A 12,453-nucleotide genomic window follows, 5' to 3' on the forward strand; every position below is an offset into this window, starting at 1 on the left:
CGGCCGGTGTGGTTAGGGTGCCGCGGTACTCGGCGGTCCGGCTGGAGAGCACCAGCGGCTGGCTGGCTGGCAGAACCTGGTTGATCAGCCGCTGATTGATTAGGGCGCGTGCCTGGGTGCTGGTGCCCGCTTGCGGGGGGTTCGAGGGGGCGAAGGTGCGTAGGACGGGGTGGTCTTGAGCGAGTTGGTCGGCCATCCACGTGTACAGGTCCTGCTGGGCTGGATCCCACGAGGCCAGCGGGAACAGAACCGGGACAGGGCCGCCGGGCGGGCGGCGTTCGAGCAGGGCCAAGAGGAGGCGGATTAGCAGCATGGTCTTGCCGGCACCGGGTTCGCCGAGGATGACCAGCCGACAGGTGGGGACGCGTTCGAAAACCTGGGCGATGTCACCCCCACCGCCGGCGAGCCCCCTGGGGCTGACGGCCCACGTGGAGTTGGCCGAGCACTGGCCCGGCCAGTTTTCGGCCAACTCCTTCAAGTGGGGCCACGGCTCGACTAGGTCCGCCTCGGCTGCGACCCATTCGACCGATAGTGGGAAGGGGTCGTTCAGGCGGCGTACCTGCGCCTCGGCCTCCCACTGTTGGCGTACTCCTTGAGCCAGTTGGTCGGCCTGTTCCTCCGGCCGGGTGAGCGCCGGTTCGCTCTTGCTGGATCGGATCACGGCGATCACTGCGGTGGGTAGCGCCAGCAGGCCGGTGAACGCGGACACAACGGCGATCAGATAATCGACCTCGTGGCCACGAGCGATATACCACGCCAAGAAGGCCCCGACCAGAACTACATACAGCAGCCCAACCCACTTCGGTACATGTCTCACACGGTGATCATGCGGGACCCAAGACACCGCTCCCGCGATTGACGTTGCCGACACTGCTGGACCGGAAGGCGACCATCCAGCCAGGGCTGAACGCACTGATCGCCGGGGTGAGAGACCCTCTCTCGCCATGCTGGCCGGCCTCCTGAGGAGCGAAGAGCCCGAAGCACCTGCGCTCTTCGACCAGGTGCTGGAGGAGTTGGGCGGCTCCTCCACCCGCCCGCCGACCGACGGTCTGCAAAGTGGGCTATGGCTTACTGGGGCGCAGGTCAGATCGCCGACGGATCCCTGGATGCCGCCGCCGGCGCTCACTTACCGGCGCGAAGGCGGTCCGAGCCGGGTTCGGCCCGCACGCCGTCGCGGTGACCCACACGATCCTCGCCGGCCGCCGGGAGTACCTGACCGACTGGCAGGTGGAGGTGAACCACGCCATCAAGGAGACCGGCCTGTCCTTCAACACCGACGCCGTCCTCGCCGTGCCGACCAAGACCAGCGAGGTCCGCCTCTTCGAACTCGACAACGGCACCATGTCCCAGGCCCGCCTCGCCAAGGAGGTCTGGGACTACGAGCGCTACGCCGGACACCGCGTCTGGGAAGGAGCCCGCGGCACCAACGGCAGCACGTACCCGTTCTGGCAGCGCCACCGCTACACCCGCTCCGAGCGCTTCCCGCTGCTCTATGTCGTCCTGGCGGGCAAGGAGGAGCACCTGCTCGACAACCGCCGCCGGGCCATCACCGCCGACGTGAAGGGCATCACCGTCGCGGTGTGGGTGAACACCATGCCCCGGCTGAAGCGCGGCGAGCCCTGGTACGAGATCGGCGTCGACGACCCGGACCGGCGCCGCCGCCGCTACCCCGAGCCCGCCGGCCGCTGACCGGTGGTGGGCAAGCCCAAGGGGAGCCTGGGCAAGCCACCCCGAACCGGGCTTGCCCACCCCGGCCGGGGCTCGCCGGCAGAGCGGCGCCGGTCACGGTCCGCCCGGCGCTGCCCGGCGAGGCCGTGGCTGGCCGATGACGGGTAACCGATGACCGGTCAGCGACTCGGTCGGGAGTTGCACGGGCCGGTCACGGCGCTGACGTGCCGTTTGACCGATTGCCGGAGACGGGCCGGTCACGCCCGGCCTGCCGACCGGTCACGGGTCTCGGTGGGCAAGCCCCACCGCACGAGGGGCTTGCCCACCGTGCGGGCCGCAGGGCGGGATGGCTCCCGAGGTCGTGGCGTCACCGTCTGGGACGCGAAGGCCCGGACCCGGCTGGCGTCCTCGTGCTGGCCGTACACCGGAGTCATGAGACGAAACAAGCAGGAGAACCCGGCCGGGCTCGGGCAGAGCGACGCGGGCGACATGTGGCTCGCCCTGGCGCGCCTTCACGCGTCCCACCGCGACCCGGTCGGCCGCCTCGTCCCGTTCGAGCGACCGGAGGCGCTGCTGTCCCTCACCCAGCCGGACGACGTCCTCTTCACCGCGCGGGTGGAGCTGTCCGGGATGGAGACGATGGGCCACCTCCACGACCTCATCCGCACGGTCACCCACGGCGTCACCACCGAACTGGGCTACGCCGGGCCCGAGGTCGCACTGGAGGTCCAGGTCGGCAAGCGCCACGAACTCGCCTTGCACCCGGCCCACGTCGACGGCCTCACCCGCCTCCTGCGCCAGGCCGTCGGCACCATCGCGGCCCGCGGCACGCCCGGGGGCGGCCGGTGTTTCCACTGCGACGGCACCGGGCTTGCCCGCGCGCTGTGGGAGCCGGCACCAAGCCTGAGCGACTGGGCAAGCCCAAGGCGACCCTGGGCAAGCCGGGGCTTGCCCAGGGGGCTCGGTTACGCCATGGCGGCGGCCACGGTCTCGAGGACGGCGCGCTGCTGCGGGTCGACGGGGACGTCGGCCTGGCGCAGCGAGCGGAGCGTGCTGCCGTCGGCGCACAGCCTGCACAGCCCGATCACCGGCATCGGTCCGGCGCCGATGAGGGTGTGCGAGGACGAGCTGTCGTAGAGGATGCCGTTGCCGGACCGGCGGACGTCCAGGTGCAGCATCCCCAGGACGGAGTGGAACGCGGTGCCGAGCCACTCCGTCGGCTGCCCGCCCTCACCGCGCGGCGCGCGCGGCTTGTGCAGCTTGTGACGTCCCATGCTCCGCCTCGCAGACGTGATCCGTGCACGGGCCGATCGGTCCGCTGAACCCACAACCGCTGCCCGGCGGCTCAGGGCCACAGGCCCGGCCTCCACCCGTTCAGCACCCGGGCAAGCCTCCCCGGAACGGGGTGGCCGGCGGCCTGTGCCGGGACACGCTAGATGTCACAGGGGAGAGGTGACGGCCTGGCTGTCTGCTGCTGACGGGACGCGGTAGTTGTCACCAGTTGGACAAGTGTGTTGTCACGTCTGGTGCGTGGCCAGTCGTGTTGTCATCAAATTTGGAGATCTCACTCGGAGGGTCTTCGTACGTCGGGCTGAGTGACCGCCGTCGCTGCCGGCGGGTGTGGTGTCACGGGAGAGACCGTGGCGTCAGCGCGGCGCCCGACGCAGACCGCCTGATCCGGCTACCGTGAACCAGCGTGGAGGCATCCTTTCAGCGGCCCGAACTCATCGACCTCCTGGAAATTCTCGACGCCCCGGGCCACCAGGGTGTCTTGGTCCTCGGCGGCCCGGGGGTCGGCAAGTCCGTGCTGCTCCAGCAGCTCGAAACCGAACTGCAGCGGCGGGGCCGGGAGGCCTTCCTGGTCAGCCTGCGAGGCGCCGAGGTGGCTGATCTCTCGGCTCTGATCAAGAACGAGGTCACGCGAGTGGTCGACGTCTCCGACGTCGAGTTCGAGCGGACGATCCGCGCATCCGGGAGCGACGGGCTCGGGCAGGTCAGTGCAGCGCTGAACCAAGTCACCGGCCGGCTGACAGCGCCCGTGCTGCTGCTCGACGGACTGGACGAGGCGGGCTATCCACAGCGGATGGCCGCCGCTGTCGAAGAGCTTAGCCATGATCTGGACGCCTGGACGCTCGTCCTGGCATCACGTCTCGCCGACATCGAATACCGCCGATTCGGGCGCCAGTTCGCCAGGCTGTACGTCGGTCCTCTCGCTGAGGTGGACATGTTCGCTCTGCTGCGGGCAACCGCGCCAGACCTCGCTGAAGACGTCGTCTGCGACATCGTCAGGAAGGCGGACGGGAATCCGCTCATTGCCCGTCTTGTGGCGGCGCAGGCTCTGCAGCACCGCGAGGGGGCTGGGGTGGTGGTCGGGGAGTACTTGGAAGGTCTGACCGAATCGTGGGTCGATGGTGCCCTCCAAGCTTCCCCGGATCCGGCCCTGCTCGGTTTGTTCCTTGAGGAGCTCGCGCTTGCTGGTGGCCTGGACCGGATTTCGGTGCTGGCCGGGAAGCTACGGATCGGTGAAGGCATGGTCCGCGCGGTACTGGACTTCCCGTCGGTGTTCAGCCTGGTAACGGTCGATGAGCAGGCCGGGACGGTGGAGTTCGCTCACGCCTCCGTCCAGGAGGCAGTGCTGTCCCAGCAGGTCTTCGTGCGGCCGTTCCGGTTGGCCGACCTCAGGTTCGGTGCCGAGGAGGCGGAACACGACGATCTGCTTGACGCGAGTTACGTTGGACGGCACAGCTTGGACCGGATCCTCGTCCACAAGCGGACCATCGTCATCGGCGACCGAGGCTCGGGTAAGAGCGCCATCTTCCGCAAGCTTGGGGAAGATCGGTCCATCGAGGCCCTCCCGGTCGACGACGTCGGCGACCTGCTGCACCGCATCGTCGACAAGGGCACCTGGCTGGACGCTGACGCGCTGCGCGCGGCCTGGCTCGTGGCCATCGCGGCCACGGTGGCTTCAGCCGTCCCGGTGGAGGCGCCCAAGGCATTGCGCCGCAACGCCTCGGGTCTGCGAGCCGCACTCGGCCTGCCCACCGAACCACCAAGCCGCACCCGGCGGGCCATGCACGTGCTCGCCCGCCTTCTGGGCGGTACGACCCTGAAGTTCGGCGTGGGACCGGTCGACTTCGAGACGACTCTTCCTGCTGGCACCCCTCCCAGTAGAGGGTTCCTCGACGTCGACTCACTGCTGCAGGAGACGGACAACCTGCTCGAACAGACCGGGCGGCACGTCGTGGTCCTGCTCGACCGGATCGACGAAGCGTTCAAGTACGACCGGGGCCGGCAGGAGGCTCTGGTCCAGGCACTGCTGCAGGCCGAGGCCCGGGTGGTCCAGCTCGCCCGTATCGCGCTCGTGGTGTTCCTGCGGACGGACCTGTTCGAGCTGTACGACATCCAGGAGAAGAACAAACTGGTCTCCCGGTCCCTCGTGCTCGAATGGTCGGAAGAAGACTGGCTGCAAGTGCTGATCCGCAGGGTGTTCGCCAACGAACCATTCGACCGGCTTGCACGACGGCTGCGTGTAGCCGATGACGAGATCGAGTTGCGCGCCGCGCTCGAGGTTCTGTTCCCGGCCGAGATCGAGGGTCAGCCCGTCGACCGCTGGCTCATCGACTCGCTGCGCAACGGCAACGGCGACATCTCCCCACGACTGGCCGTGCTGCTCCTGCATCTGGCCCGAGACCACTCGGCACGACCCGACGCCCCCGTCACCGCAGTCCCGCTGTTTTCCACCGATGCGGTACAGCGGGCCATGACGAAACTGTCCGACCTGAGCTTCTACGAGGTGGCGAACGACTTCAAGGTCGCGCCGACGTTCGTGCTGAACTGCCGGGCTGGCAAGCTCGCACACTTCACACTGGCCGAGGTGGAGCAACTGTTCGACGACACGGAAGGCAAGATCGGCGACCAGGTCCGCCTCCTGGAGCGCCTGGGGTTCCTTGAGCGCGTGGTGGAGCAGCGTGGCACGCAGACCAGGTCGATGTTTCGGATTCCGCGGCTCTACACCCGCTGCTGGGACTACGCCTGATCCCTGGCCGGCCCGCCTTCCGGCCGCAGAGGAACAGGCGATGCGCCCGGGCTGCCCTGCGGATCACCGCGAGATGTCCGCCGTGATGGCTTCTGGAACGCTGCACACACATGGCGCCGCCGGCATAGGACCGACAGATCGGTCGACGGGTCGCACGCTGGACAACGACGATTGGGAATCAGCCGCAGGTGACAACAAACGTGTCCAGGTGACACCTAACGTGTCTCGGCACACGGCCGCACCCCGACCTGCCTGAAGGTTGCACCGGAAGGGGGTTGGACAGTTGCCTGCAGGGGTGCACTAGGCGGGGGACCGCAGGTGTGACCGGAGGTGGGACCCCCCGCAGCTGGTGATCTTCCATTCGTGCAGGTCAGAAGCCCTGGGCAAGCCCCCTTCGGAAAACGACACCTCTTACTCGCGATAGCCGAGGGGAGAGGTCTATCCGTATCCCGGGGGCCGGCGGCCGAGCGGAGGGGTACATGTACCGGTATGGCTCGTGAACGGATCCGGTGGCCCCTCGTCGTGGAACGGGCCCGGCAGATCGTGGACGGGTACGCGCCACTCAAGGTGACCTTGAGGCAGGTCATGTACCGACTCGCAGCTGAGGGCGTGCTGCCGCACACGCCGCCCATGTACCGCCGGCTGTCCGCGCAGCTGGCCCCAGGCCCGGAGAGAAGGCCGCTTCCCTGACCTGATCGACACCGTCCGCGAAGTCCACGTCCCTCCCGCCTGGCCGGACGCGGACGCGTTCGTCGCCGAGATGCCCGCCTGGTTCCGCCTGGACCGCACCACGGGCCAGAAGCAGGCCCTGTACGTCGCCGCCGAGAATGACACCCTCCGCCAGCAGCTGACCGGCTGGCTCGAGTTCGCGGGCATCCCCGTGCTCGTGGTCCGCGGCTTCAGCTCCCAGTCCTACGCCGACGTCGTCCGCGACCGCGTCGCCCACGAGCAACGCGAAGCCTGTCTACTCGTGGTCGGTGACTTCGACTGCTCGGGCGAGGACATCGAGCGGGACTGGGTGGAGCCACCGGCTGCTGGAGCTCGGTGACCTGGGTGCTGCTCACCTACGAGCAGGTACGCACGTACGGGCTCCCGGCGACCGAGGGCAAGCGCGGCGACCCGAGGTGGCCGGCCTTCGCCCGCCGCTACGGCTTCGACCCTCGCCGCCCGGTGCAGTGGGAGGCGGAGGCATTGGAGCCGGCCGAACTCCAGCGCCTGGTCCTCGCCGCCGTCGACCCCTACATCGACCGCACCGTGCTCGCGCAGCAGATCGCCCGCGAGGAAGAGCAGCGCCGTGCCCTGGCCGACTTCCTCGGCGGCTGGGGCGCGGACGGCAGGAGGTAGTCCCGCCGTCTGCACGCGGGTGCCCTGCAACACAGGCGGTGCAACGCGGTCGAACGCAACCGTGCGTTGCGGTCTTGACCTGGTGCAACGCGTGCAACGCGCTGTTGCGCGAGCGCGTTGCACCACCGTGTTGCACCCCTTCCGGGACCCCTGCTACCCAGATACTGGAGCGCGGTCTGGTGACTGCTTGTGGCGTCCGTGTGCTGCTGTGTGTCGGCGGGAATGCCGGGTCGGCGAAACGGTTCACTACAGTGCCGCCGCCGAGAGGACCCAGCTCATGAGCACCCCCACTCCACGCACCGCAGTCGCGACCTGGGCCCCATCCCAGTCCGGACCGTGCGTACGCTGTCATCGAACATGTTGTCGATATGGGGTCGGTGGGAACCCGCTCTGCCAGGAGTGCCGGGCCCGGCTTGTGGAGTCACAGCAGAAGCCGGCCCACCCCGGAGCCTGACTCGGCAGGGCCCTCTGGCCCTATCCACGCGCCATGCATGCCTGGCCGGGGGAGGCTGTCGGGTGCCAGGCCCGAAGCAGGCGGTGAAGGAGGCCATCCCCGAGTGGTTCTCACGCCGCCTTTCGAGCCGATGCTGGCCCAGGCCGCCGAATACGTCCCCGACTCCGGCGTCCTGGCGAGCGGCTTCGCGGCGGAGCAGAAATTATGGACAGGTATCGGCGTCTGTCCGTTGTCCGGCGTCCGGGGTGGTGTGGCCGCCGGCGGTGAAGATGCGGTCGAGGTGGTGGCGGAGTACGGCGATGGCTGACTCTGGTGTTCGTTGGGCGACGAGGATGCTGGTGCCCATGGTTGCGGTCATGGCGAGCAGGCTGATGGCCTCGGTGCGTGCGTCGGTGCCGGGATCGGCCAGGCCTGCCGCCTGGGCTCCTTCGATCAGGCCGGTGAGGGCGTTCTCGGCCGCGTCGGGGTTGTCGATGAAGGGCTGGGCGGCGAGTGCTCCGTCGGTCACGGACAGGATCGAGTAGGAGCTGTACAGGAGGTGGAAGGTCCGGCTCTCTTGGTCGGTCGGCAGGGATGCCAGCAACAGCGCCTCGATCGTCACGCGCGGGCCCGGGTCCGGGCCGACGGCGGCCAGTCGGGCGCCCACGCGGGCGGTGAAGCGGTCGGTCAGGTGCTGGAGTCCATAGAAGAGCAGCTTCTCTTTGGTCTCGAAGTAGTACTGCACGAGCCGGAGGGATACGCCGGCCTCGGCGGCCACGTCGCGCATGCCGACGGCGTGCAGCCCTCGCCGCCCCGCGACTTGGATGAGCGCTTCGGCGATCTGCGTGCGCCGTTCCTCGTGGTCCACGCGCTTTGGCATCAGTGCTGTCTCCGGCCGTGGAGGTGGGGTGGGTGGTTCAGGGGCTCACAGTCCGGCTCGGTCCGAACATGTTCATGGTACCGCGGTATCAACAATATGGTACGTTCGTATCACGAAGAACCGATCTTCCTGGAGGTGCCCCGTGCCCGAGAACACGACCCGAGTACGCCGCGACATCGGCCACTACGTGAGCGCCGAACTGCGCGACCGGTACTTCGCCACCTGCGACGTCCTCTACGCGAAGGGAGCGCCCGCTCGCTCCGAGACGGACGTCGAGACGAGCTTCGGCACCACCCACGTCTACCGGTACGGCCCCGCCGACCCGGCAGCCGACTCACGCACACCCGTGGTACTGATACACGGTTCGGGAGGCTGCTCCGCCCAGTGGTATCCCAACACCCTTGCCCTCAGCGCCGAGCGCCCCGTTTACGCTCTCGACACTCCCGGCGACCCCGGCCGGAGCGTCCAACGCGAACCGATGTGGCAGCCCGAGCGCGCGGCGCAGTGGATGGACGAGGCCCTCGATGCGTTGGGCCTCGACAAGGTCCACCTGGTCGGTTCCTCGTACGGTGGCTGGCTGGTCATCAACCAGGCCCACCTTCGGCCCGAACGCCTCGCCTCGGTCACCGCCCTCGACCCGGGCGGTCTGGAGAAGGTCGGCCTGCGCTTCTTCGTATGGATCTTCGCCAGCCTGTTCGCCACCTACGCCCCCAAGGAGTGGCGCCCCCGCCTCGCCAAGTGGCTGGAGCAGCCGGTGATCGTCGTCCCCGAGCTCCGCGCGATGATCCAGGCCAGCGTGCGGGCCTTCCGGATCCGCCGTCCCGCCCCGCTGCCGCTGTCGGACGCGGAACTGGGCTCCATCCGGACGCCGTTCTACCTGATCATGGGCAAGCGCAGCCTGCTCGTACACCCCAAGCGGCAGCTGGAACGCGTACCGCGCCTGATCCCCGGCGCCCGCGCCGAGATCGTCGCCGCTCTGACCCAGAGCGCCTCGCGCCGCCGACGGGCCTTCCACGAAACGGCGTACGCACCCGGCTCCCTCCGAACCGGACAGGAACGCCGGCCTCCACCAGCACGACGACAGGACCCGACTTGACCCAGATGCCCGGAGCACGCGTGCCGGGACGGACCTGGACGGTCCGCCTCACCGGCCACCCCGATCACACCGTCTCCGTCACCTGCAGCACGCGGCGCCTGGACGGGCGGTCGGCTCGTGCGGCCTACAGGGCGCTCTTGCAGACGAAGGTCGTGTCCGGGCCGTCCTTGGCGAGCCCCAGAGGGCATGGACTTCGACGTCGCCAGCTGCGATCGCCCACCTCAGCTTGGCGACTCAGTTCGCGGCGCCACGTCCGAGACCTGACGGTCGGCTCCCCTGCGTCAGGGGCGGAGGTCTCGTGGGGTACGCCAGAGCCCATCTCCTACATGCGTGCGAAGGGATCACGCAATTGGCCAATACAGGGCCTTGAACCCGTTTGATGTAGAGGCTGCTCGTGGCAGAGGGGTTGGCAGCCGGTGGGGTGGCGCGCTGCGGCCCATGAGTCTTCTGGGTGTGGGTCGGAGATGCTCTTTCCGCAGGTCCATGCGGTGTCCACGAGGGACTCCTCGGAACGGTACAGATGTCGCAATCCACACCGAACCCGGAGGCCTCCACCCCTATTCGGGCCCACACCGAGCACACCATTCCCCCCTCCTGACCTACATCAACGACTACGAGCACCCGCTCCTGGGGCCTGTCCCCAGGCCTTCGGCGCCGCTGGCCGATGTGCTGTGCGACCTGGTCGAACCGTCGCCCGCTCCGGCCTATCTCCATGAACGCGGCCGCCCGGTCCCATTGGCCAACGATGCCCCGCACGACCGTTCTCAGGTCTCCCCGGGCACGTATCCGTAGCGGATCGCTCCGCTTGATGTCCGCCCGGCGGCGCACCCGCTTCGTGACACGCCAGTCGTCAGTAAACCCTCGTTCCCAGAACCGCAGCCCGTAGAAGGCAATGCCGAGCCCTACGACGAACAGGACCACACCGGCAGTCCGGTACGAGGTGTCGAAGAGCTCGTTGCCCCAGACATTGAGGACAAACCCGGTGGGCAAGCAGACCCTCCGCCAGTGGGTACGCACGAGGGCAGTGAACCGCTACCAGATCGACATAGCCCCCATCATCTGGCTGACGCACCGCACGCCAGCACGGTTTGATACAGATCAGGGGTTGGACGCCGTTTGCGGCTGGTGGCGATCCTGCTGGCCAATTCCGTTGCGGGTCGGTTGTGATGCTCGTTGGTCGTGTAGCGGTCGTGCTCTTCCGTCTGCGGCCGCGGGGTGGGGTTGAAGTGTCGATGCGGGCGCGGCCGTGGCCGCAGGTGCCGGATACGACCGGGCGGGCAGCGCGGGCCGCGGCGGCGAAGGGACCGTATCCGTTGGCGATGCGGGTCCGCGACGAGCTCGGCGAGCTGTTCGCGGATGCCGAGTTCGCCCAGGCGTTCGGGGTACGGGGCCGACAGGGGTGGTCACCGGGGCAGCTGGCATTGGTGACAGTGCTGCAGTTCGCCGAGAACCTCACCGACCGGGCCGCGGCACATCGGGTGCGGTTCGGGATGGACTTCAAGTACGCGCTGGGCCTGGAACTGGACGATCCAGGTTTCGACGCCTCAGTGCTGTCCGAGTTCCGCGCCCGCCTGGTGGCGCACAACCTGGAGGAACGGGCCTTGGACCTGCTGCTGGCCGCATTGAAGAGCAAGGGCCTGGTGAAGGCCGGCGGGCAGCAGCGGACGGACTCCACTCGCGTGCTCGCCGCGGTGCGCGACCTGAACCGCCTGGAACTGGCCGGTGAAACCCTGCGTGCCGCCTTGGAGGCTCTCTCTGCGCGGCACCCGGCTGGCTGTCCGAGGTGGTACCGATCCCACAGTGGACAGAGCGGTACGGGCCGCGAATCGACTCCTGGCAGCTGCCTTCTTCCCAGGCCAAGCGCACCGAGATGGCACTGGCCTACGGCCAGGACGGCTTCGCGCTTCTGGAAGCTGCGCATACCGCAGGCGCTCCGGTGTGGCTGCGAGAACTTCCCGCAGTGCAGATCCTGCGGATGGTGTGGGTGCAGAACTACACGCGAACGGTCACCGAGACCGGGCGGGAGGTGCAGCGGCGGGAGAGCGAGGATCTCCCGCCGAGCAGACTGCGTCTGACCTCACCGTATGACCTGGACGCGCGCTACGGCCTCAAACAGGGCTCATGGTGGACCGGCTACAAGGTTCACATCAGCGAGACCTGCGACCCGGAGGAGGAGATCCACCCGGCTGTCGGCGGGACTGCTCTCGCCTCCGGATCGGGTGCGGCCGGCCCACTGCGCATCATTACCAACATCGCGACCACCGACGCCACCGTGACCGACGCGGAGATGACCGAGTCGATCCACCACATGCTCGCCGCCCGCGACCTGCTGCCCGCCGAGCATTTTCTGGACTCCGGCTACCCCTCCGCCGAGCTGATCGTCGGCATGAAGGAGGGCTTTGGCGTCACCCTGGTCACCCCGGTCCTGTTGGACAGCTCACCCCAGGCCCGCTCCGGTGCTGGCTTCGGTCGCACCGCCTTCGCCATCGAGGGACAACCGGCAGGCCACCTGCCCACGAGGACACACCAGCACCTGGTGGAGCCCCGCCGTCCAACGCGGTACCAAGGCCATCGTGGTCAAGTTCGACAAGGAGACCTGCCAGCCATGCCCGGTCCGAGACAAGTGCACACGGGCCAAAAACAGCGGCCGCACACTCTCCCTGCGCGCCCGCGAGCAGCAACAGGTCCTCGATGAGGCCCGCACCCAGCAGACCAGCCAGGAATGGCGGGCCAAGTACGCCACCCGCGCCGGCGTCGAGGGCACCATCCACCAGGCCATGGCCGTCACCGGTATGAGACGCGCCCGCTACCGCGGCCTGAAGAAGACTCACCTGGAACACTCGTTCTCAGCGGTCGCGCTCAACCTCATCCGACTCGACGCCTGGTGGAACGGCCATCCCCTCGACCGAACCCGCACCAGCCACCTCGCCCGACTCGACCTCTCCCTCACCGCATGATCCGGAATGGCCAGCAGGATCGTCACCAGCCGCAAACGG

General features: G+C 68.4%; 9 protein-coding genes. 8 read left to right on the forward strand and 1 reads right to left on the reverse strand.

Annotated features, from left to right (window positions below; translation table 11 throughout):
• Positions 1-1,056: 1,056 nt before the first annotated feature.
• From ACFWBY_RS32335 to ACFWBY_RS32355, 5 genes are all read left to right on the forward strand, one after another.
• Positions 1,057-1,689, forward strand: coding sequence for a replication-relaxation family protein (locus ACFWBY_RS32335; protein ID WP_385334201.1), 633 nt, complete (start codon positions 1,057-1,059; stop codon positions 1,687-1,689).
• A 411-nt stretch (positions 1,690-2,100) separates the two neighbouring features.
• The gene (locus tag ACFWBY_RS32340; protein ID WP_385334203.1) at positions 2,101-2,805 is read left to right on the forward strand and encodes a hypothetical protein; all 705 of its coding nucleotides are present in this window, start codon (positions 2,101-2,103) and stop codon (positions 2,803-2,805) included.
• 559 nt (positions 2,806-3,364) lie between these two features.
• Positions 3,365-5,704 (forward strand): P-loop ATPase, Sll1717 family, encoded by a 2,340-nt coding sequence (locus tag ACFWBY_RS32345; protein ID WP_385334205.1) that lies wholly within the window; start codon positions 3,365-3,367, stop codon positions 5,702-5,704.
• A gap of 760 nt (positions 5,705-6,464) precedes the next feature.
• Positions 6,465-6,752 carry a hypothetical protein gene (locus ACFWBY_RS32350; protein ID WP_385334207.1) on the forward strand — a complete coding sequence of 96 codons (288 nt, stop codon included), beginning with the start codon at positions 6,465-6,467 and terminating at the stop codon, positions 6,750-6,752.
• On the forward strand, positions 6,749-7,048 hold the full coding sequence (locus ACFWBY_RS32355) for a hypothetical protein (RefSeq protein WP_385334209.1): 300 nt from the start codon (positions 6,749-6,751) through the stop codon (positions 7,046-7,048). The genes ACFWBY_RS32350 and ACFWBY_RS32355 overlap by 4 nt, the downstream gene beginning before the upstream one ends.
• A 656-nt stretch (positions 7,049-7,704) precedes the next feature.
• Here ACFWBY_RS32355 and ACFWBY_RS32360 read toward each other — a convergent pair.
• Complete coding sequence (locus ACFWBY_RS32360; protein ID WP_385334211.1) at positions 7,705-8,361, reverse strand: TetR/AcrR family transcriptional regulator; 657 nt, start codon at positions 8,359-8,361, stop codon at positions 7,705-7,707.
• A 142-nt stretch (positions 8,362-8,503) separates the two neighbouring features.
• Here ACFWBY_RS32360 and ACFWBY_RS32365 point away from each other — a divergent pair, with 142 nt between their 5' ends.
• The 3 genes from ACFWBY_RS32365 to ACFWBY_RS32375 all read left to right on the forward strand — a co-directional run bounded on the left by ACFWBY_RS32365 (position 8,504) and on the right by ACFWBY_RS32375 (position 12,414).
• Positions 8,504-9,457 (forward strand): alpha/beta fold hydrolase, encoded by a 954-nt coding sequence (locus ACFWBY_RS32365; RefSeq protein ID WP_385334213.1) that lies wholly within the window; start codon positions 8,504-8,506, stop codon positions 9,455-9,457.
• Between the two features lie 1,319 nt (positions 9,458-10,776).
• Positions 10,777-11,532, forward strand: coding sequence for a transposase (locus ACFWBY_RS32370; RefSeq protein ID WP_385334215.1), 756 nt, complete (start codon positions 10,777-10,779; stop codon positions 11,530-11,532).
• A gap of 381 nt (positions 11,533-11,913) precedes the next feature.
• The gene (locus ACFWBY_RS32375; RefSeq protein ID WP_385334217.1) at positions 11,914-12,414 is read left to right on the forward strand and encodes a transposase; all 501 of its coding nucleotides are present in this window, start codon (positions 11,914-11,916) and stop codon (positions 12,412-12,414) included.
• Positions 12,415-12,453 lie beyond the last annotated feature (39 nt).

This window comes from Streptomyces sp. NPDC060049, from assembly GCF_042736715.1.
In the GTDB taxonomy this organism is placed as follows: domain Bacteria; phylum Actinomycetota; class Actinomycetes; order Streptomycetales; family Streptomycetaceae; genus Streptomyces.

Coding starts and splice junctions, on each gene's coding strand:
- ACFWBY_RS32340 (WP_385334203.1), top strand. CDS start 2,101: ATGAGACGAAACAAGCAGGAGAACCCGGCCGGGCTCGGGCAGAGCGAC.
- ACFWBY_RS32360 (WP_385334211.1), bottom strand. CDS start 8,361: ATGCCAAAGCGCGTGGACCACGAGGAACGGCGCACGCAGATCGCCGAA.
- ACFWBY_RS32370 (WP_385334215.1), top strand. CDS start 10,777: ATGCGGGTCCGCGACGAGCTCGGCGAGCTGTTCGCGGATGCCGAGTTC.
- ACFWBY_RS32350 (WP_385334207.1), top strand. CDS start 6,465: ATGCCCGCCTGGTTCCGCCTGGACCGCACCACGGGCCAGAAGCAGGCC.